Here is a 19,450-nt window from a genome sequence, read left to right on the forward strand (position 1 = left end):
CCCGCCGACGACCCCGCCCGCCGAGACTGGCCGAGCCGCGCCGCCGGCTGCGGCTGGGGACGCTGCTGGCCCTGGCGCTCTTCGCGGTCATCGGGGTCCGGCTGGTCGTCATCCAGGCCGTCCACACCCCGGCGTACGCGGACGCCGGCCTCGTCTTCCGGACCACCCGGGTCGACCTGCCTGCTCCGCGTGGCGCGATCCTGGACTCCACCGGCGCGCCGCTGGCCCGCAGCGTCGAGGCGCGGTACGTCTTCGCCGACCCGACCCGGGTCGAGGACCCGTTGGCCACCGCCCAGCAGCTCTCCCCGCTGCTCGGGGTGCCGGTCTCCGAGCTGGCGGAGAAGATGCAGCGGCGGCCGTTGCCCGGCGGGGGCGAGTCGCAGTTCCAGTACCTGGCCCGTGGGGTCGAGATCGCCAAGGCCACGCAGATCATGGCGCTGGACCTGGCCGGCATCGGGGTGCACCGCGACGAGCGGCGGGAGGTGCCCGGCGGGGACCTCGCGGCCAACCTGGTCGGCTTCACCAGCCCTGACATGGTCGGCATGGAAGGGCTGGAGGCACGGTACGACGACGTGCTGGAGGGGGAGGACGGCCGGTGGGTCTACGAGGCCGGCCGGGGCGACCTGAACGCACCGATCCCCGGCGGCTTCAGCCAGCGCACGCCCGCCAAGCCGGGCAGCTCCCTGGTGCTGACCATCGACCGCGACCTGCAGTACCAGGTGCAGCAGATACTGGGGCGGCAGACGGCGCAGGTCCGCGGCAGCGTGGGCGCGGCGGTGGTGCTGGACGTGAAGACCGGCGAGGTGCTGGCGCAGGCCAGCCATCCCACCTACAACGCGGCCAACCCCGAAACAAGCAAGCCCACCGACCGGGAGGACGCCGCGACCAGCTTCGTGGTCGACCCGGGCTCGGTGCACAAGGCGATCACCTTCGGCGCGGCGCTCCAGGAAGGGGTGATCACCCCCGACACCACGTTGCCGATCGCCAACACCATCCTCAGGGGCGACACCACGTTCGCCGACACCCACCCGGCACACGGCCAGCGGATGAGCCTGGCGGGGATGCTTGCCTACTCCTCCAACGTCGGCACCATCGAGATCGCCGAGAAGCTCGGCCGGGACCGCCTGATCGACTACCAGAAGCGGTTCGGGCTGGGACAGCCCACCGGGGTCGGCATGCCGGGGGAGGCGTCGGGGCGGCTGCTGCCCGCCGAGGAGTGGAGCGGGTCGTCGTACGGGTCGGTGCCGATCGGGCACAGCGTCGACGCCACCCCGCTGCAGATGGCCGCCGCGTACGCCGCCATCGCCAACGACGGCACCTACGTCCAGCCGCGCCTGATCAAGGCAATCATCGACGGGCAGACCGGCCGGCGTACCCCGGCGGAGCCGCCGGTCACCCGCTCGGTGCTCAGCCCGGCCAACGCCGCCGCGCTGCGCACCATGCTGGAGGCGGTGACGACCGTCGACCACGCCACCGGTCTGGCCGCCGCGGTGCCCGGTTACCGGGTCGCCGGCAAGACCGGCACCGGCTGGCGGCTGGCGAACGGCGTGAAGCAGCCCGGCGAGGTCGGCTCGTTCATCGGGATGGCCCCGGCGGAGAACCCCCGGTACGTGGTGGCGGTCTTCGTGTGGAGCCCGGGCGGCGAGGGCGGCACCGTCGCCGCGCCGGCGTTCCGCGAGATGATGGGCTTCACGCTGCGCCACTACCGGGTGCCCCCGTCCGGAGACAAGGCCCCGAAGTTCGAGGTCTTTCCGCGCTGAGCGGGCACGGCGGGACATCATCGGTGGGTGCGGACGAACCACCGGGGCGGCTGTACGGCCGGAACCGGACGACCGGGTAGGGTCTGACGCCGTGCCCGGCAATCCACGTCCCCGTTCCGTGCCCGCTCTCCGGCTCGGCGATCTCGCCGCCCGGCTCGCGCTGGCCGCGCCGGAGGGTGCCGCCGACCTGGCGGTGACCGGGGCGACCCATGCCAGCCAGGAGGTCCGCCCCGGCGACCTGTACGCCGCGCTGCCCGGCGCGCGCCGGCACGGCGCGGAGTTCGCCGCCGGCGCGGCGGCGGCCGGCGCGGTGGCCGCTCTCACCGACCCGGCCGGCGCCGCCGCGGTGGCCGAGGCCGGACTGCCGACCCTGGTCGCCGCCGACCCCCGGGCGGTGCTGGGCGACCTCGCCTCCGCCGTCTACGGCGACCCGACCGACGCGCTGACCGTCATCGGGATCACCGGCACCGCCGGCAAGACCTCCACCGCCTATCTGGTGGAGTCCGGTCTGCGCGCCGCCGGCCACGTCACCGGGCTGATCGGCACCGTCGAGACCCGCCTGGGCGACGTGGTCGTCGACAGCGTCCGCACCACCCCGGAGGCGACCGACCTGCACGCCATGCTCGCCGCCGCCCGGGAGCGGGGGGTGACCGCGCTGGTGATGGAGGTCTCCAGCCACGCCCTGGCGATGGGGCGGGTCGGCGGGGTGCGGTTCGGCGTCGGCGGGTACACGAACTTCGGCTCCGACCACCTGGACTTCCACGCCGACACGGCGGACTACTTCGCCGCCAAGGCGAAGCTCTTCGACGGCCGCTGCGCGGTCGAGGTGCTCAACCACGACGACCCGGCGCTGCGCCCGCTGTTCAAGCCGGCGACCGTCAGCTACTCGGCGGCCGGTGATGCCACCGCCACCTGGTGGGCCGGCGAGGTCGGCGGCGAGGGGTACGCCCAGCGGTTCACCGCGCACGGTCCCGGCGGGGTGGTCGTGTCCGCCGGGGTGGCCCTGCCCGGGCGGCACAACGTCGCCAACGCGCTGCTGGCCATCGCCAGCCTGGTGGCGGTCGGGGTCGACCCGGCGACCGCCGCGCGGGGGGTGGCCGCCTGCGGCGGCGTCCCAGGGCGGTTGGAGCTGGTCAGCGGGGATGCCCCGGTGCGCGGCGTGGTCGACTACGCGCACAAGACCGACGCGGTGGTGGCCGCGCTGGCGGCCCTGCGCGAGACGGGCGCCCGACGGTTGCTCTGCGTGATCGGCGCCGGTGGCGACCGGGACCGGGGCAAGCGCCCGGCGATGGGCGCCGCGGCGGCGGAGGGGGCAGACGTGGTGGTGGTGACCGACGACAACCCGCGCACGGAGGATCCGGCCACGATTCGGGCGGAGGTGCTCGCCGGGGCGTACGCGGCGGGGACGCCGGCCCGGATCATCGAGGTGCCGGGCCGACGGGCTGCCATCGACGAGGCGGTGCGGCTGGCCGAGCCGGGCGACGTGGTGGCGGTGCTCGGCAAGGGCCACGAGCGGGGCCAGGAGATAGCCGGCGAGGTGCACCCGTTCGACGACCGGGTGGAGCTGGCGGCGGCGCTGGGCGCCCGCTTCGGCGACCGGGCGGGCCGGCCATGATCGCGCTGAGCCTGGCGGAGGTCGCCGCGGCCGTCGAGGGCCGGCTGCTCGCCGCCGACCCGCGGGCCCGGGTGACCGGTCCGGTCGAGTTCGACTCCCGCAAGGTCACCGCCGGGGCGCTCTTCGTCGCCTTCCCCGGGGAGAAGGTTGACGGGCACGCCTACGCCGGCGCCGCGGTGACGTCCGGCGCGGTGGCGGTGCTCGGCACCCGCGAGCTGCCCGGGGTGCCGATGGTGCTGGTGGACGACGCGTTGACCGCGATGGGTCGGCTGGCGCGCGCCGTGGTGGAGCGGCTGCCGGAACTGACCGTGATCGGGTTGACCGGCTCGTCGGGCAAGACCACCACCAAGGATCTGATCGCCCAGCTCACCGTCCGGCTCGGGCCCACGGTAGCCCCACCCGGGTCGTTCAACAACGAGCTGGGGCACCCGTACACGGCGTTGCAGGCCACGCCGCAGACCCGTTTCCTGGTGCTGGAGAAGGGCGCCCGGGGGATCGGGCACGTGCGGTACCTGTGCGAGGTGGCGCCGCCGCGGATCTCCGTGGTGCTCAACGTCGGGGTGGCGCACCTGGGCGAGTTCGGTTCGGTGGAGAACATCGCCCTGGCCAAGGGGGAACTGGTCGAGTCGTTGCCGGCCGACGGACTGGCCGTGCTCAACGCCGACGACCCACTGGTCGACGCGATGGCCACCCGCACCGGCGCCCGGGTAATCCGGTACGGCGAGGCGGCCCACGCCGACGTCCGCGCGGTGGACGTGGCCGTGGACGACCGGGGCCGGGCGTCGTACACCCTGGTCACCCCGGAGGGGAGCGTGCCGGTACGGCTCGGGCTGACCGGCCGGCACCAGGTCTCCAACTCGCTCGCCGCCGCGGCGGTGGCCCGCGAGCTGGGGATGCCGCTGGCCGAGGTGGCGGCGGCCCTGGGCGAGCTGGGGCTGGTCTCGACCCGTCGGATGGACGTCTTCGAGCGACCCGACGGGGTCACTGTCATCGACGATTCGTACAACGCCAACCCGGCGTCGGTGGCGGTGGCGCTGCGGGCGCTGGCCGGCATGCGCCGGGGCGGGCGGACGTTCGCCGCGCTCGGCTACATGGCCGAGCTGGGCGACTTCGAACGCGAGGGGCACCGGGAGGTCGGCCGGCTGGTCGCCGAGCTCGGTGTCGACCGGCTGCTCGTGGTGGGTGAGCCGGCCGCGCCGATCCACGACGGCGCGACAGCGGTAAGTGACTGGGGAGGAGAGTCGGTGCTGCTCACCGATCAGGCGGCGGCCGTCGAGGTGCTGCGCAGCGAGCTACGACCGGGCGACGTCGTCCTGGTGAAGGGCTCCCGGTACCGCACCTGGGAGGTGGCCGACGCGCTGCGCGCGGCGGCCGTCCGGGGGAACGCGGGACGTGAGTCGGCGAGTCCGGGCGTCGTGACCGAGGAGGGCGCGGCGTGAGGGCTGTCATCGTCGCCATCGGCGTGGCATTCCTGGTGTCGCTGCTCGGCACCCCGATCGCGATCAAGGTGTTCACCCGGCTCAAGGCGGGCCAACCGATCCGGGCCGAGGGTCCGGCCATGCACCAGGGCAAGAAGGGCACGCCGACGATGGGTGGCGTGGTCTTCATCCTGGCCACGGTGATCGCGTACGTCGCCGGGCACCTGGCCCTGACCACGCTCCCGGACGCGCAGATCGCCCAGGTGGAGCCCACCATCACCGCGCTGGTGCTGCTGGGGCTGATGGTCTTCTCCGGCGCGGTCGGCTTCATCGACGACTTCCTGAAGGTCCGCAAGCGGCACAGCGGCGGGCTCAACAAGCGTGGCAAGCTGTTCGGCCAGATCCTGGTCGGGGCGGTCTTCGGCGTCGTCGCGCTGTACTTCCCGAGCAGCATGACCGGCCCGTCGGGGGCGGTCACCAACACCGAGACGGTCGGCAGCACCACGCTGAGCTTCATCCGGGACATCCCGGCGCTGGACGTTACCAAGATCGGCGCGGTGATCATCTTCATCTTCGTGGTGATGGCCGCGACCAACGGGGTGAACCTCACCGACGGGTTGGACGGCCTGGCCACCGGCGCCTCGGTGATGGTGCTCGCGGCGTACGCGCTGATCGCGTTCTGGCAGTACCGGCACTGGTGCGCCGACGAGGCATACATGAAGGACCCGAACAACTACTGCTACACGGTCCGCGACCCGCTGGAGATCGCGCTGATCGCCGGCGCGGCGGCCGGGGCGTGCGTGGGCTTCCTGTGGTGGAACACCTCGCCCGCCCGGATCTTCATGGGCGACACCGGCGCGCTGGGCCTGGGCGGGCTGATCGCCGGCATGGCGATGTCCACCCGGACGATCCTGCTGCTGCCAATCATCGGCGGGCTCTTCGTGATCATCACGATGTCGGTGGTGATCCAGATCATCTCGTTCCGGACCACCGGCAAGCGGGTGTTCCGGATGTCCCCGCTCCAGCACCACTTCGAGCTGGCCGGCTGGAGCGAGGTCAACATCGTGGTGCGCTTCTGGATCATCGCCGGCATCGGTGTGGCCATCGCCCTCGGGCTGTTCTACAGCGACTTCCTGGCCAACATGGGCTGAGTCGCGTTCGGCGCGCACGGGGGCCCATAGCCGAGGGGCCCCCGTTTCGCATTTCGACACGCCGACCGCACCGAACGACCGGAACGGGCGCACCGTAACCGCGATGATGGGCACGTGGGGGAGGAACCGACAACCGGCACGACGACACAGGCCCCGTCCCGGCGGGGCGCGGACGCGGGGCGTACGACGGATCCGCCGGCGCCGGGCGGCCTGGACGTGACCGGCGGTCTGGCGGCGCTACGCGGCCTGCTGGCCCGCCCGCTGGCCTCCTACTACCTGCTGCTGTCCAGCGCCGGTCTGCTGCTGCTGATCGGCCTCACCATGGTCTTCTCCGCGACCAGCGTGAGGGACTACGCCACCAAGAACGGCGACGCCGCCGCCTCGTTGACCAAGCAGGCGATCTTCGCGGTGATCGGCGTGGTCGTGTTCTGGGCCTGCCAGCGACTGCCCGCCCGCAGCTTCCGGGCCCTGAGCCGGCCCGCGCTCGGCGTCGCGGTGGCGCTGCTGCTCCTGCTCAACCTGCTGGTGGCCCTGAACTCGCTGTTCCGGGTGAAATCGGTCGGGCCGCTCTCCGCCGAGCTGCTCTGGCTCTACCTCGGCCCGATCTCGATCCAGCCGGTCGAGGTGGCCAAGTTCGCGCTGGTGCTGTGGGGCGCGCACGTGCTGGCCCGCAAGGGTGCCGCGTTGGGCTGGTGGAAGGAGCTGGCCACCCCGCTCTTCCCGGTCGTCGGGCTGTTGTTCGTGCTGGTCGGTTACAACGACCTGGGTAGCATGCTCTGCCTGCTGGCGCTGGTGGTGGGGCTGCTCTGGGCGGCCGGCGTCCGGAAGCGGGTCTTCGCCGCACTCTCCGCGGTCGGCCTGATCGGCGTCGGCCTGCTGGTCGCCGCCGCCTCGCTCGGGGCCGGCTCCGGCTCGCGCGACGCCGACAACTACCGGCTGGGCCGGCTGACCACGTGGCTCGACCCGCCGGATCCGAAGACCTGCTTCGAGCAGGATCTGCAGGGCTGCTACCAGCTCATCCAGGCCCGGTACGCCATCGAGCAGGGCGGCTGGTTCGGGGTCGGGCTGGGCAAGAGCGGCCTCAAGTGGGACTGGCTGCCCGAGGCGCACAACGACTTCATCTTCGCCGTCCTCGCCGAGGAGTTGGGGGTGGTCGGCTGCGTCGTGGTGCTCACCCTGTTCGCGGTGCTGGCCTACACCGGGCTGCGGATCGCCCGCCGGGTGGAGGACCCGTTCCGCCGGCTCGCCGCCGCGGGCGTCACCGCCTGGCTGGTCGGCCAGGCCGTGATCAACATCGGTGGGGTTACCGGGTTGCTGCCGCTGACCGGCGTGCCGCTGCCGTTCATCTCCGACGGCGGCAGCGCCCTGGTGGTGACGCTCGCGGCGGTCGGCATGCTCGCCTCCTTCGCCCGCGCCGAACCCGACGCGGCCCGAGCCCTGCACGCCCGTCCACCGGCCCGATGGGTCCGACTAGTCTGGGCCCCGTTGCCGCCGCTTCCCGGCCGGCGTCGCCACCCGGCGTCGCCACCGGCTGCCCGAGGGTCCGTACCCCGGTCGCGAGCGCGGCGGTCCGACGACCAGGCCGCGCCGGTCGGCACCCGGCAGACCCGGGACCGCGGCGGAACGGCGCGCGAGAGGAGACGCTGATGGGTCCGCTGCGTTCGGTGGTGCTCTGCGGAGGGGGCACGGGTGGCCACATCTACCCGCTGCTCGCCTTCGCCGACTGCCTGCGCCGAAACGACCCGGGCGTCCGGATCACCTGCCTCGGCACGCCCAAGGGCCTGGAGAACGAGCTGATCCCGCCGGCCGGCTACGACCTGCGGCAGATCCCCGCCTACCAGCTGCCCCGCTCGCTCAACATGAGCCTGGTGCGCACCCCGGACCGGATGTGGAAGGCCGCCCGCGCCGCCGGCAAGGTGATCGACGAGGTACGGGCCGAGGTGGTGGTCGGTTTCGGCGGGTACGTCTCCGTCCCCGGCTACCTCGCCGCCTGGCGGCGGGAGCTGCCGATCGTCATCCACGAGGTGAACGTCCCACCGGGCGTCGCCAACCGGCTCGGCATGAAGTTCACGAAGAACGTCGCGGTGGGCTTCCCGCACCAGCCGGCCCAGGCCGAGTCGCTGCGCGACGCCCGGGTGGTCGGCGTGCCGCTGCGCCGGGGCATCGCCGGGCTGGAGCGCACCGCCCTGCGCGACGCCGCCCGGGCCCACTTCGGACTCCGTCCCGACCTGCCGGTGCTCTTCGTCGCCGGCGGCTCCCAGGGTGCCCGCTCGATCAACCTGGCGGTCTCCGGCGCGGCCAAGGAGCTGGCCCGAAGCGGCGTGCAGGTACTGCACGTGATGGGCGCCCGCAACGAACCGGTGCCGATCCCCACCGACCTGCCGGCGCCGTACGTGGCCCTGCCCTACCTGTCCGAGATGGAGCTGGGCTACGCCGCAGCCGACCTGATGCTGGCCCGGGGCGGGGCGATGACCTGCGCCGAGGTGGCCGCGATCGGGCTGCCCGCCATCTACGTGCCGTACCCGCACTCCAACCAGGAGCAGAAGCGCAACGCGCTGCCCGTGGTCGAGGCCGGCGGCGGGCTGCTGGTCGACGACGCCGAACTGACCCCGGCCTGGCTGGAGCGGACCGTGGTCCCGCTGCTGCGCGACCCGCGCCGGCTGCACGCGATGGGCGCCGCCGCCGCCGCGTACGGGCGGCGGGACGGCGACGTCGCCCTGCTGAACTTCGTCTACGAGGCGGTGGCCTGATGAGGTCCGCCGCCGCGACGGGAAGGTACGTCTCATGAACACCGCGCAGTTCACCCCGGCCGGCACGCTCACCGCCGAGGACCTGGGCCGGATACACCTGATCGGGGTGGGCGGGGTCGGCATGAGCGGCCTGGCGCGGCTCTTCCTCACCCGCGGCCTGCCGGTCTCCGGCAGCGAACTGCGCGAGTGGCCGTCCCTGGCCGGCCTGCGCGCGCTGGGCGGGACGATCCACATGAGCCACGAGGCGTCGAACCTCGACGGCGTGGACACCGTCGTCTACTCCTCGGCCATCCCGCAGGACCACCTGGAGATGGACGAGGCCCGCCGGCGTGGCCTGCGGGTGCTGCACCGCTCGGAGGCCCTCGCCGCGGCGATGACCGGCCGGCGCACCGTGGCCGTCGCCGGCACCCACGGCAAGACCACCACCACCTCGATGGTGACGATGGTGCTCCAGCAGGCCGGCGCCGACCCGTCCTTCGTCATCGGTGGGGAGATCTCCGAGGTCGGCTCCGGCGCGCACCACGGCACCGGCGAGCACTTCGTGGTGGAGGCGGACGAGAGCGACCGCTCGTTCCTGATCTACCGCCCGTACGTCTCGATCGTCACGAACATCGAGGCCGACCACCTCAACACCTACGGCGACCTGGCCAACCTCGAGGCGGCCTTCGCCGAGTTCGCCCGGCTCACCGACCCGGACGGGTTCATCATCACCTGCGCGGACGACCCGGGCGGCCGGCGGCTGGCCGAGACGCTGCGTGCCGAGGGTCGCCGGGTGTGGACGTACGGCGAGGCGGCCGACGCCGACCTGCGGCTGAGCGCGATGGTCTCCTCCGGACAGGGGGTGCGCTACCTGGCCGAGATCGAGGGCCGCTCGCTGGGCGAGTTCCGGCTGCCGATTCCCGGCCGGCACATGGGGCTCAACAGCGCCTCGGCGGCGCTCGCCGCGTACCTGCTGGAGCTGCCGGTCGAGGCGGCGGAGGCGGCGCTGGGCGCGTTCCCGGGCGTGCGCCGACGCTTCGAGCGCAAGGGTGTCGCCGACGGAGTGCTGGTCTACGACGAGTACGCCTACCACCCGACCTCGATGACGCTGGCGCTGCGGACGCTGCGTGAGGTGGCCGGGGACGGCCGGCTGATCGTGGTTTTCCAGCCCTACCGGCTCTACCGCACCCGGGACCTGCAGGCCGAGATCGCGGCGGCGCTGGGAATCGCCGACGAACTGGTGCTGCTGGAGGTCTTCGGCCCGGGTGAGCTGCGCCAGCCGGGCGAGGGCTCGGCCGCGCTGGTCGAGGCGGTCCCGCTGGCCGAGGCGCACAAGGTCTTCGTGGACTCCTGGGACGAGGCCCCGGTCGAGGTGGCGCGGCGGGCCCGCCCCGGCGACGTGGTGGTGACCATGGGCGCGCCGCCGATCTCCCTGCTGGGCGATCAGCTCCTCGACGCCCTGCTGGCCCGGGCCGGAGGCGCCGCCGGCACGACGGCCCTCGGCGCGGCCGTCGACCCGGACGGCGCGGCCTCCGCGGCCGGATGAGCCCGGGTCCGGCGCGGGGCCGTACCGCCGGTGCGGACGGAGGCGGCCCCCGGCGTGGCCCGGTCCGGCGCTGGCAGCTGGTTCGGGCGGGCAGCGACGCGGTCCCGCCGTCGACCCGGCGGTTCATGGCCCGGGCCCGGCGGCGGCGGATGCGGGCGGCGCTGCCCTGGGCGGTGGCCGGCGGCGTGCTCGCGGTGGCCGGCCTGGTCGCCTGGACGCTGCTCGGCACCGGGCTGTTCGGCGTGCGCGAGGTGCGGGTGGTCGGGGCGGATCTGGTGACCCCGGTCGAGGTGCGTGACGCCGCGGCGGTGCCGGACGGGGTGCCGCTGGCCCGGGTCGACCTGGCCGCGACCGCCCGCCGCATCGGTGCGCTGCCCCCGGTGCAACGGGCCACGGTGACCCGGGACTGGCCGGGGACGCTGGTGGTGACGCTGGTGGAGCGGACCGGCGCGGCCGCGGTGCCGCACGACGGGCGGTACGTCGTCATCGACGGCAGCGGGGTGGCCTTCCAGACGACGGACAGCGTGCCGGACGGGCTGCCGGTGGTCCGGCTGGACACCCCGGGGCCGGACGACCCGGGCACCCGGGCGGCGCTGGAGGTGCTGGCGGCGCTCACCCCGCAGCTGCGTGCCGAGCTCACCGAGCTCACCGTGGCCGGGCTGGCCCGGATCAGCCTGACCCTGCGCGGGGATCGTACGGTGATCTGGGGGGACGCCACCCGCGCCGCGGACAAGGCCCGGGTGGCCACCGCGCTGCTCGGCCGGCAGGCCGACACGATCGACGTCAGCGCGCCGGACGTGGTGACGTTCCGATGAGGCCGGTGCGGTGCGTGACTCGTCCCGCCATTGGCGGCGACACGCCGGGCAGGTCCTTGGCTCATCGCGCGGCGGCGCTTACGTTGCCCCGAAGAGGATCAGTGGTTGACATAACTGTAAGCCTCTAGTAGAGGGTGAGGGTTTACCCCTGAAGCCTCGCTGGTGACAGCTGTCGTCGACCGCTGGTCTGGCCTCGCCGTACCCGGTCGGCCGAGCCAATCTCGAAGGGAAAGGACCGGAGATGACACCTCCGCACAACTACCTGGCGGTCATCAAGGTCGTCGGCATCGGCGGTGGCGGCGTCAACGCCGTCAACCGGATGATCGAGGTTGGGCTCAAGGGCGTCGAGTTCATCGCGATCAACACGGACGCGCAGGCCCTGCTGATGAGCGACGCCGACGTCAAGCTGGACGTCGGCAGGGAGCTGACCCGCGGGCTCGGGGCGGGCGCCAACCCGGACGTCGGCAAGAACGCCGCCGAGGACCACCGCGACGAGATCGAGGAGGTCCTCAAGGGAGCCGACATGGTCTTCGTCACGTGTGGCGAGGGCGGCGGTACCGGCACCGGTGGGGCGCCGGTGGTGGCGAACATCGCCCGCAAGCTGGGCGCGCTCACCATCGGCGTGGTGACCCGACCGTTCTCGTTCGAGGGCAAGCGCCGCCAGGTGCAGGCCGAGGCCGGGATAGACGAGCTGCGCAACCAGTGCGACACGCTGATTGTCATCCCGAACGACCGGCTGCTGGCGCTCGGCGACCGCAACATCTCCATGATGGACGCCTTCCGTACCGCCGACCAGGTGCTCCTCTCCGGTGTCCAGGGCATCACCGACCTGATCACCACGCCGGGTCTGATCAACCTGGACTTCGCCGACGTCAAGAGCGTGATGAGCGGCGCGGGCAGCGCGCTGATGGGCATCGGCAGCGCCCGCGGCGAGAACCGCGCGGTGGAGGCGGCCGAGGCGGCCATCTCCAGCCCGCTGCTCGAGCAGAGCATGGACGGCGCGCGCGGCGTGCTGCTCTCCATCGCCGGCGGCTCCGACCTCGGCCTGTTCGAGATCAACGACGCAGCCCAGTTGGTCACCGACGCGGCCCACCCGGACGCGAACATCATCTTCGGCGCGGTGATCGACGACGCGCTCGGCGACGAGGTGCGGGTCACCGTGATCGCTGCCGGCTTCGACGGGGGCACGCCGGCGTACAAGGCGGCCGAGTCGCCGCGCAAGACCAACCAGAACCAGCCGGCCCCGCAGACCCCGCCGGTGACGCCGCCGGCGACGCATCCCGCGCCGCAGCAGTCGCCGCGCCGGGTGCTCTTCGACGACGTGGACGTGCCCGACTTCCTCAAGAACGGCTCCTGAGCGTCGCCGATGACCGACCAAGCCGCTACGGTACGGCCCGATCGGCGTGCCGAACTCGCCGCCGGGCTGGCCCGGGTCCGTGCCCGGATCGCCGACGCCTGCGCGGCCGCCGGCCGCAACCGTGCCGAGGTGACCATGATCGCGGTCACCAAGACGTACCCGGCCGGCGACGTGCTCGCGTTGGCCGGGCTCGGTGTGACCGACATGGGGGAGAACCGCGACCAGGAGGCCGCGCCGAAGGCGGCCGAGGTGGCCGCCGCCGGGGTGGGCGTCCGCTGGCACTTCGTCGGCCAGTTGCAGCGCAACAAGGCCCGCTCGGTGGTCCGCTACGCCGACGTCGTGCACTCGGTGGACAGCGTCCGGCTGGCCCGGGCGCTGGACGCCGCGGCGACCGCCGGCCGGGACCGAACGCTGGACGCGCTGGTGCAGGTGAGCATCGACGGCGATCCGGCCCGTGGCGGGGCGCTGCCCGACTCGACCGATCCGGACCGGGGCCTGGAGCCGGTCGCCGACGCGCTCGCCGGCGCGGCCGGGCTGCGGCTGGCTGGGCTGATGGCGGTGGCCCCGCTGGGCTGGGAGCCGGAGCGGGCGTTCGCCCGGCTCGCGGAGGTGGCGGCACGGTTGCGGCAGCGGCACCCGCGGGCGACGGCGCTCTCGGCGGGGATGAGCGGCGACCTGGAACAGGCGATCGCCCACGGCGCGACACATGTCCGTGTCGGAAGCGCCTTGCTCGGAATGCGTCCCACGCTGCGGTAGCCTGGCCGCGATAGAAGCAAATTACATCAGTGTTGTTCAGGAGCGGCGTCCCTGTGCTCGGGGGGCCACGGCGGGCGGCCGCGAAACGTCCGTCGGGGGATTGCCGCTTCGATCCGATGGGCATGGGATGTCCATTCGTGATCACGGCGACACGGCACGGGGGTGCGTGCCGCACGGCGGACGGAAGGGCGCGGGATGGGTGCACTGCGCAAGGCGGGGGTCTGGCTCGGTCTCGTCGAGGAGGACGACGAGCGGGCCTACGACGACGGCGGCTACGAAAAGCCGGGCTACCGCGAGTCGCGGTACCGGTCGAGCCGGTACGCCGAGGAGTTCGCCGACGACGATGACGACGAGGCGGACGAGCCGCCGGCGCCGCGCCCGCGGCTCGGCGACCGGGGCCGGCTCGGCGACCGGGTGACGAGCCGCGCGGTGGAAACCGACCGGGCCGACGAGGAGCGCCCGGAGCGCAGTGAGCGGTCCAGCGTGCGGTCGATCACCCGGTCCGGGCCGGGGGACACGTCGGGCGGGCTGTCGTACCACACCCGGGACAATCTCGCCCTGGCCCCGCAGGTCCAGCCGCGCGAGCGCCCGGTGGCGGCGGAGGAGGAGCAGCGGTACCAGATCACCACCCTGCATCCGACGACCTACCGGGAGGCGCGCACCATCGGCGAGCACTTCCGCGACGGCGTGCCGGTGATCATCAACCTCACCGAGATGGACGAGGCCGACGCCCGCAGGCTGGTGGACTTCGCCGCCGGGCTGGCATTCGGGCTGCGCGGTACGATCGAGCGCGTGACCAACCGGGTGTTCCTGCTCTCACCGGCCAACGTCCAGGTCACCGCTGAGGACAAGGCCAAGATCGCTGAGGGCGGCTTTTTCAGCCTGAGCTAGTCCGCCCGACCGAGGGACGTCGCCTGCCGTGTTGTCGATCCTGTTGCAAGTGCTGTACCTGATCCTGTATGTCTTCCTGATCGTGCTCCTGGCCCGGTTTGTCCTGGGTGCCGTCCTTCAGTACGGCCGTCGGTGGCAGCCGGGTCGCGGAGCGTCGGCAGGGCTGGAATCCGTGTGGAGCGTCACTGATCCCCCTCTCAAGGCGTTGAGGCGTGTGATCCCTCCGTTGCGAATTGGTACCGTGAGCATCGACCTGGCCTCGCTTGTGCTCCTGGTTATCCTGTTCGTGCTGATGAGGTTTGTGTTGACGCCGTCGATCATCGCGGTTTCCTGATGACCGGCACGCTACGCGGCCGCAACTGACCCGAGGAGTTTCGATGCCGCTGACCCCGGCTGACGTCCATAACGTCGCCTTCAAGAAGCCGCCGATCGGCAAGCGGGGGTACGACGAGGAGGAGGTCGACGCCTTCCTGGACGAGGTCGAGCGCGAGCTCGCCCGTCTGATCGAGGAGAACAACGAGCTGCGCGCCCAGGTGGAGCGCGGTGGCCGTGGTGGTGCTCCGGCCGGCCCCGGCGGTGACGCCCGCCTCGCCGCCGAGCTCAACGACGTCAAGGCCCAGCTCGACCGGGTGCAGCGCGACAAGGCCGCGGCCGAGCAGGCCGCCCGGGCGATGCAGGCGGAGCTGGAGCAGGTGCGCGCCACCGGCGGCCCGGCCAGCACCGGCGATGGTGAGCAGCAGGCGCTGCGGGTGCTGATGATGGCCCAGCGGACCGCCGACGACCACGTCTCCGACGCCCGCCGTGAGGCCGACCAGCTTCTCTCCGAGGCCCGGTCGAAGGCCGAGGAGGTCACCCGCGAGGCCCGCGCCAAGGCCGACGCGCTGGAGCGCGACGCCCGCCAGCGGCACCAGGAGGCCATGGGCGGCCTGGACGCCAAGCGCACCGCGCTGCAGAAGCACATCGAGGAGCTCAAGCAGTTCGAGCGGGAGTACCGCACCCGGCTCAAGGCATACCTGGAGAGCCAACTGCGCGACCTCGACGGCCGTGGCCAGGGCCTGGAAGCCGAGATGACCCGCGCCGACGGCAGCCGTGCCGTCGGTGGCAACGGCCTGGCCGCCGCCGGCCTCGCCGGCTCGTACGGTGGTCGCTCCGGCGCCCTCGAAGCCGGCCGCTGATTCGACGGTCGGCGGTCGTCCCCGGACGGGCCGCCGACCGGCCACACCGACACGACGCGGCGGGGGTGAGCCGTGCTAGTCGCAAGTCTGCTGCTCATCCTCGTCGCCGTGGCGCTGCTGGTCCTCGGTCTCGCCGACGGCTCCAGCGCCCTGTTGGTCAGTTCCATCGCGGTGAGCCTGTTGGCCGCCGTCGCGTTGGTGGTCGCCGCCCGCCAGGTGGCCGTCACCAGGGCGACGGGTGACCGGCTCGGACCGCGTACGGGACGGGGATTCGCGGGCAGGTCCCGTCCGACCGCACCGCCGGCCACCGTGGCCCCGGCGCAGTCGGCCATCCCCGTCCAGCACGTGCCCACGGCGTTCGGCGCCGGTGGTGACGGGTGGCGGCAACCGCCCGAGCCGCCGGCGACCGGGGCCGTGGACGGCCCGTGGGAGTCGCACGCCGACGCCCCGGGGGAGCCGGAGGGCGTAGCCACCCGGCACGTGTCAGCCGACGAGGCCACCGGGGCTCGGGAGTCGGCCGGCGCGACCGAGCGTGGCCCGGACGGCGACCTCGCCGGCCCGTGGCGGCCGGTCAGCCCCGCGCCCTCGCTGGACGTGACGGCGGAGCGCGCCGAGCCGGTCAGCGGCGGGGCCTGGCCCGACGACGAGCCGGAGGTCCAGTCGGTGTCGCCGGTCGACGCCGCCCGGGTAGCCCGGCTCGACACCGAGGTGCGGGTCGTCGACGGCCGCCCCCGCTACCACCTCGCATCCTGCCCGCACCTGTTCGGGCGCGACGACGAGCCACTGCCGGCCTTCGAGGCGGTCTCGCTGGGCTTCACGCCGTGCGCGGCCTGCGCGCCGGACACCAGCCTGCTCGCCGACGCCCCGCCGGGCTGAGCCGGATGCCCGAGCACAGGCTCACCGTCGCCGTGCGGGTCAAGCCGGGGGTCTCCCGCGCCCGGGTCGGTGGCCGCTTCGACGGCCCGCACGGCCCGGCACTGGTCATCGCGGTGAACGCCCCTGCGGCCGACGGCCGGGCCACCGAGGCGGCCCGTCGGGCCCTGGCCGGCGCGCTGGGTGTCCGGCCGGCGGCGGTCTCCCTGCGTACCGGTGCGGCCAGCCGGGACAAGCTGTTCAGCGTCGAGCGTCCCGACCCCGAACTGATTGACGTGCTCCGGCGGTTGCGCGACGGATCGGACGGGTGAGGGCGCTCCGGGCCGGTGCCCCGTGACGCCCGGGCTGAACCTCGCGCTCCTGGTCGGCGCCGCCGTCCTGCTGGTCGCCGTCGGCGCGGTCCGCTTCTCCACCCGGCTCGGCGTGCCGAGTCTCCTGGTCTACCTGGCGATCGGGGTGGCGATCGGGGAGGCCGGCCTGGGCATCGCGTTCGACGACGCGGAGCTGACCCGGGTGCTGGGCTTCTGCGCGCTGATCGTGATCATCGCGGAGGGTGGGCTCACTGCCCGTTGGAGCACCCTGCGTCCGGTGCTCGGGATGGCGGCGGCGCTCGCCACGGTCGGGGTGCTGGTCAGCATCCTGGCGGTCGGCGCCGTGGTGCATCTGCTTCTCGGGCTGGACTGGCGGTTGGCCCTGCTCTATGGCGCCGTGCTCTCCTCCACCGACGCCGCGGCGGTCTTCGCCACGTTACGCCGGTTGCGCCTGCCACCCCGGCTGGTGGCCACCCTGGAGGCGGAGTCCGGCATGAACGACGCCCCGGTGGTGATCCTGGTGGTGCTGCTGTCGGTCGGCGCCGCCGAGGGCCACCCCTGGTGGTACGAGGTGTTCCTGGTCGGGTACGAGCTGGGCGCGGGTGCGGGGGTCGGGCTGGCCGTCGGGGTCGCCGGGCGGTACGCGCTGCGCCGGGCGGCGCTGCCCTCGTCCGGCCTGTACCCGATCGCGGCGGTCGGTTTCACCGTGCTGGCGTACGCCGTCGGCGCGGTGCTGCACGCCTCCGGTTTCCTCGCCGTGTACGTGGCCGGCGTGCTGCTCGGCAACGCCCGGCTGCCGCACCGGCAAGCCATCCTCGGTTTCGCCGACGGGTTGGCCTGGTTGGCCCAGATCGGGTTGTTCGTGCTGCTCGGCCTGCTGGCCACGCCGAGCCGGCTGCCGGCGGCGGTGTTGCCGGCCGTGGTGACCGGGTTGGCCCTGCTGCTGGTCGCCCGGCCGTTGTCGGTGTTCGTCTCCGCGCTGCCGTTCCGGTTGCGGCTGCGCGAGCAGGCGTTCCTGTCCTGGGCGGGGTTGCGCGGGGCGGTGCCGATCGTGCTCGCCACCATCCCGCTGTCGGAGCGGGTCCCGGGAGCCGACCGGCTCTTCGACGCGGTCTTCGTCCTGGTGGTGATCTTCACCGTGTTGCAGGCGGGAACGCTCGCCCGGGCGGCCCGCCGGTTGGGGGTGACCGCGCCGGCGGAGCTGACGGAGATCCGGGTGGAGACCGCCCCGCTGGAGCGGATGCGGGCGGACCTGCTCCAGCTGACGGTGCCACCCGGTTCCCGGCTGGCCGGGGTGCACGTGGACGAGCTGCGGCTGCCGGCGGGGGCCTCGGTGACCCTGGTGCTGCGCGACGGGACGGGCTTCGTCCCCGGCCCGGGCACGCGGCTGAGGGCCGGCGACAGCCTACTGATCGTGGCGACCGTGGGGGCGCGGGACGAGGCCGAGCGGCGGTTGCGGGCGGTCAGCCGGCGGGGTCGCCTCGCGAGGTGGGTTGGCGAGTACGGGGAGGATCGGGATGGCTGATCTGCTAGCGTTCCTTTTGCCCTGATTGGGGCTTACTCGGGGCTGAATAGCGGTACGACGGTGGGGCACGTTGTCGGACGCCTGTACGTTCCGTATTCTTGCCAACCTCCGGAGTGCGCGGCCCTCGTCGCCGCGCGCCCGTTTTGTTACATGGGGCGCCATGCCGGTGACCCCTGGCACCACTGACCGCCGCGTGACGCGGCTGAGGGAGCTGACGATGGCGAAGCCAGCCGACACCAGGACCGCCGGCCGCAAGCCGGTGGCGAAGGCCACCCGCAGCGCGGCGGAGACGGAGAAGATCCGGGGAGCGCTGGCGGCCCGACGGGACGAGCTGCGCGCCGAGTACGATCAGACGCTGAGCGAGATCACCGAGCTGCAGCGCGACCGGCTGACCGACTCGGCCGGGGACGACCAGGCCGACACCGGCACCAAGACGTTCGAGCGCGAGCAGGAGATCTCCCTCGCCAACAGCATCCGGGAACGGATCACGCAGGTCGAGCGGGCGCTGGAGCGGCTCGACGAGGGTGGCTACGGATGGTGCGAGCGGTGCGGGAACCCGATCCCGGTGGAGCGGCTCGCCGCCTTCCCGTCGGCGACCCTCTGCGTGACCTGCAAGCAGCTGGAGGAGCGGCGCTGAGATCCGCTCCCCGCTGACCACGAGACGGCGGCCCTCGCCGTCGCAGACGTCGATGGGGAGTCGATGACCACAGCACCGACCGCCGGATCCGGCACCGCTGAGCCGGGCGGCGACACGCCCCGTTGGCGGGCGGTCGTGGTCCTGACCAGCATCGCCCTGGTGGCACTGCTGGCCGACCTGCTCACCAAGCATCTGGCGGTGCAGGCCCTGGACGACCGCCCGCCGGTGCGGCTGCTCGGCGGGGCGGTCTACCTGACCCTCACCCGCAACAGCGGGGCGGCCTGGAGCATCGGCTCCGACCACACCTGGGTCTTTCCGCTGATCACCATCGGTGTGGTCGGCTGGATCGTCTGGATGGCGCTGCGGCTGCGGTCGCTGCCGTGGGCCGTCTCGCTCGGTCTGGTGCTCGGTGGGGCGCTCGGCAACCTCGTCGACCGGATCTTCCGCGCCCCGGGGCACTTCGTCGGTCACGTGGTGGACATGGTCAGCCTCTTCGACCCGTACGGCCGGGTCTGGCCGGTGTTCAACCTCGCCGACAGCGCCCTGGTCTGCGGCGTGCTGCTGGCTGTGCTGCTGGAGTTGACCGGGCGCCAGCGCGACGGCAGGGGCGACGGCGGGGACACTGCCGGCACGCCGTCGGGCACCGGGGCCGAGCAGCGGGAGCGGGCGTGACCTCGGCCTTCGCCGCGGGCGGCGACCATCGTTCCCTGCCCGTTCCCGACGGGCTCGACGGCATGCGCCTGGACCAGGCCGTCTCCCGCCTCTTCGGGCTCTCCCGCACGGCCGCGGCGGCCCTGGTCGACGCCGGAAAAGCCCTGGTCGACGGCATCGTCCGGCCGAACTCGTACAAGGTCAAGGCCGGGTCCTGGCTGGAGGTGACGCTGCCCGCCC

Annotated in this window: 19 protein-coding genes; all 19 read left to right on the forward strand. The window is 73.4% G+C overall.

Going from position 1 to position 19,450, the window contains the following annotated elements; translation table 11 throughout:
* A partial coding sequence (locus tag E1193_RS19685; RefSeq protein WP_243707791.1) for a penicillin-binding protein 2 occupies positions 1 to 1,760 on the forward strand: 1,760 nt, incomplete at its 5' end.
* 91 nt (positions 1,761 to 1,851) lie between these two features.
* Positions 1,852 to 3,375, forward strand: a complete 1,524-nt coding sequence (locus E1193_RS19690; protein WP_132184660.1) for a UDP-N-acetylmuramoyl-L-alanyl-D-glutamate--2,6-diaminopimelate ligase — start codon at positions 1,852 to 1,854, stop codon at positions 3,373 to 3,375.
* On the forward strand, positions 3,372 to 4,814 hold the full coding sequence (gene murF, locus E1193_RS19695; protein ID WP_132184661.1) for a UDP-N-acetylmuramoyl-tripeptide--D-alanyl-D-alanine ligase: 1,443 nt from the start codon (positions 3,372 to 3,374) through the stop codon (positions 4,812 to 4,814). Before E1193_RS19690 ends, murF begins: the two co-directional genes overlap by 4 nt.
* Positions 4,811 to 5,944, forward strand: a complete 1,134-nt coding sequence (gene mraY / locus E1193_RS19700; protein ID WP_132184662.1) for a phospho-N-acetylmuramoyl-pentapeptide-transferase — start codon at positions 4,811 to 4,813, stop codon at positions 5,942 to 5,944. Before murF ends, mraY begins: the two co-directional genes overlap by 4 nt.
* A 228-nt stretch (positions 5,945 to 6,172) precedes the next feature.
* Positions 6,173 to 7,591, forward strand: a complete 1,419-nt coding sequence (locus E1193_RS19705; RefSeq protein ID WP_132184677.1) for a putative peptidoglycan glycosyltransferase FtsW — start codon at positions 6,173 to 6,175, stop codon at positions 7,589 to 7,591.
* Positions 7,591 to 8,694, forward strand: coding sequence for an undecaprenyldiphospho-muramoylpentapeptide beta-N-acetylglucosaminyltransferase (murG, locus tag E1193_RS19710; protein ID WP_132184663.1), 1,104 nt, complete (start codon positions 7,591 to 7,593; stop codon positions 8,692 to 8,694). Before E1193_RS19705 ends, murG begins: the two co-directional genes overlap by 1 nt.
* A 34-nt stretch (positions 8,695 to 8,728) precedes the next feature.
* Complete coding sequence (gene murC, locus E1193_RS19715; protein WP_132184664.1) at positions 8,729 to 10,219, forward strand: UDP-N-acetylmuramate--L-alanine ligase; 1,491 nt, start codon at positions 8,729 to 8,731, stop codon at positions 10,217 to 10,219.
* Positions 10,216 to 11,034 carry an FtsQ-type POTRA domain-containing protein gene (locus tag E1193_RS19720; RefSeq protein ID WP_132184665.1) on the forward strand — a complete coding sequence of 273 codons (819 nt, stop codon included), beginning with the start codon at positions 10,216 to 10,218 and terminating at the stop codon, positions 11,032 to 11,034. Before murC ends, E1193_RS19720 begins: the two co-directional genes overlap by 4 nt.
* A 241-nt stretch (positions 11,035 to 11,275) precedes the next feature.
* Positions 11,276 to 12,391: a cell division protein FtsZ gene (gene ftsZ / locus E1193_RS19725; RefSeq protein WP_132184666.1), complete on the forward strand. Its 1,116-nt coding sequence runs from the start codon at positions 11,276 to 11,278 to the stop codon at positions 12,389 to 12,391.
* 9 nt (positions 12,392 to 12,400) lie between these two features.
* Positions 12,401 to 13,147: a YggS family pyridoxal phosphate-dependent enzyme gene (locus E1193_RS19730; RefSeq protein ID WP_132184667.1), complete on the forward strand. Its 747-nt coding sequence runs from the start codon at positions 12,401 to 12,403 to the stop codon at positions 13,145 to 13,147.
* Positions 13,148 to 13,342: 195 nt separating this feature from the next.
* Positions 13,343 to 14,038, forward strand: a complete 696-nt coding sequence (sepF, locus tag E1193_RS19735; RefSeq protein WP_132184668.1) for a cell division protein SepF — start codon at positions 13,343 to 13,345, stop codon at positions 14,036 to 14,038.
* A 28-nt stretch (positions 14,039 to 14,066) separates the two neighbouring features.
* Positions 14,067 to 14,372 (forward strand): YggT family protein, encoded by a 306-nt coding sequence (locus E1193_RS19740; protein ID WP_132184669.1) that lies wholly within the window; start codon positions 14,067 to 14,069, stop codon positions 14,370 to 14,372.
* Between the two features lie 43 nt (positions 14,373 to 14,415).
* Positions 14,416 to 15,213, forward strand: a complete 798-nt coding sequence (locus E1193_RS19745) for a DivIVA domain-containing protein (RefSeq protein WP_132184670.1) — start codon at positions 14,416 to 14,418, stop codon at positions 15,211 to 15,213.
* A gap of 72 nt (positions 15,214 to 15,285) precedes the next feature.
* Positions 15,286 to 16,089: a hypothetical protein gene (locus tag E1193_RS19750; RefSeq protein ID WP_132184671.1), complete on the forward strand. Its 804-nt coding sequence runs from the start codon at positions 15,286 to 15,288 to the stop codon at positions 16,087 to 16,089.
* Positions 16,090 to 16,094: 5 nt separating this feature from the next.
* Positions 16,095 to 16,397 carry a DUF167 domain-containing protein gene (locus E1193_RS19755; protein WP_132184672.1) on the forward strand — a complete coding sequence of 101 codons (303 nt, stop codon included), beginning with the start codon at positions 16,095 to 16,097 and terminating at the stop codon, positions 16,395 to 16,397.
* Between the two features lie 22 nt (positions 16,398 to 16,419).
* A complete protein-coding gene (locus E1193_RS19760; protein ID WP_132184673.1) occupies positions 16,420 to 17,922 on the forward strand; it encodes a potassium/proton antiporter in 1,503 nt (500 codons plus the stop codon).
* A 217-nt stretch (positions 17,923 to 18,139) separates the two neighbouring features.
* Positions 18,140 to 18,559, forward strand: coding sequence for a TraR/DksA C4-type zinc finger protein (locus E1193_RS19765; RefSeq protein ID WP_132184674.1), 420 nt, complete (start codon positions 18,140 to 18,142; stop codon positions 18,557 to 18,559).
* Between the two features lie 63 nt (positions 18,560 to 18,622).
* Entirely contained in the window at positions 18,623 to 19,231 is a 609-nt protein-coding gene (gene lspA / locus E1193_RS19770) for a signal peptidase II (RefSeq protein WP_132184675.1), read from the forward strand.
* On the forward strand, positions 19,228 to 19,450 hold a 223-nt coding region (locus E1193_RS19775; protein WP_279433368.1), incomplete at its 3' end, for a S4 domain-containing protein. The genes lspA and E1193_RS19775, both read left to right, overlap by 4 nt.

The sequence above is a fragment of the Micromonospora sp. KC606 genome (assembly GCF_004348675.1).
Taxonomy (GTDB): Bacteria; Actinomycetota; Actinomycetes; order Mycobacteriales; family Micromonosporaceae; genus Micromonospora.

Coding starts and splice junctions, on each gene's coding strand:
- murF (WP_132184661.1), top strand. CDS start 3,372: ATGATCGCGCTGAGCCTGGCGGAGGTCGCCGCGGCCGTCGAGGGCCGG.
- murG (WP_132184663.1), top strand. CDS start 7,591: ATGGGTCCGCTGCGTTCGGTGGTGCTCTGCGGAGGGGGCACGGGTGGC.
- murC (WP_132184664.1), top strand. CDS start 8,729: ATGAACACCGCGCAGTTCACCCCGGCCGGCACGCTCACCGCCGAGGAC.
- E1193_RS19720 (WP_132184665.1), top strand. CDS start 10,216: ATGAGCCCGGGTCCGGCGCGGGGCCGTACCGCCGGTGCGGACGGAGGC.
- ftsZ (WP_132184666.1), top strand. CDS start 11,276: ATGACACCTCCGCACAACTACCTGGCGGTCATCAAGGTCGTCGGCATC.
- E1193_RS19730 (WP_132184667.1), top strand. CDS start 12,401: ATGACCGACCAAGCCGCTACGGTACGGCCCGATCGGCGTGCCGAACTC.
- sepF (WP_132184668.1), top strand. CDS start 13,343: ATGGGTGCACTGCGCAAGGCGGGGGTCTGGCTCGGTCTCGTCGAGGAG.
- E1193_RS19745 (WP_132184670.1), top strand. CDS start 14,416: ATGCCGCTGACCCCGGCTGACGTCCATAACGTCGCCTTCAAGAAGCCG.
- E1193_RS19755 (WP_132184672.1), top strand. CDS start 16,095: ATGCCCGAGCACAGGCTCACCGTCGCCGTGCGGGTCAAGCCGGGGGTC.
- E1193_RS19765 (WP_132184674.1), top strand. CDS start 18,140: ATGGCGAAGCCAGCCGACACCAGGACCGCCGGCCGCAAGCCGGTGGCG.
- lspA (WP_132184675.1), top strand. CDS start 18,623: ATGACCACAGCACCGACCGCCGGATCCGGCACCGCTGAGCCGGGCGGC.